Below are 447 nucleotides of genomic sequence, written 5' to 3'. Positions count from 1 at the left end.
GAGTGGGAGGGTCGATTACATCTGGGTTTGACTCGACTGTGCAATCGTGTAGGACGATGACGGCCAACGCGGTTTGAATCTCATAGAGGACGTAACCGCCGAGCACCAGTCCTAACGTGAGTTCAATGAGAATGATCCACAAAAGGGTGTCAGTCATCGTGATGTCTCCCCTGTTGATAGATGACGATCAGCAGAATACACACAAGGCCGATCAGGTGTGAAATAACATAGAGCCAAGAGTCAGCGCCAGACACGGGACGATTCCTGTCATTTCAGGATGGCTTCGCCAATGAGACTCTCCGGGATGATGACCACATCTGGGGGAATGGTGATTCCTTCGACGGGTATATCCATGTGGATCAAGAGGCAGACTTTCTTGGCGATTTGGGCCGTACCGTCCATGTCGGGGACGTAGACGGTCATCTGGCGATCAAAGAGAGACAGGGC

The 447-nt window shown here is 52.1% G+C and carries 1 protein-coding gene; it reads right to left on the bottom strand.

Annotation, left to right across the window (positions count from 1 at the left end):
• Positions 1-267: 267 nt before the first annotated feature.
• Positions 268-447, bottom strand: a 180-nt coding sequence (locus H7U32_RS10330) for a hypothetical protein (protein WP_204469932.1), incomplete at its 5' end; no start/stop codon positions are given.

The sequence above is a fragment of the Bifidobacterium pullorum subsp. saeculare genome (genome assembly GCF_016899725.1).
GTDB lineage: Bacteria > Actinomycetota > Actinomycetes > Actinomycetales > Bifidobacteriaceae > Bifidobacterium > Bifidobacterium pullorum_C.
The sequence above is the reverse complement of the archived record's forward strand: the minus strand, read 5'-3'. Positions and strand labels throughout refer to the sequence as shown.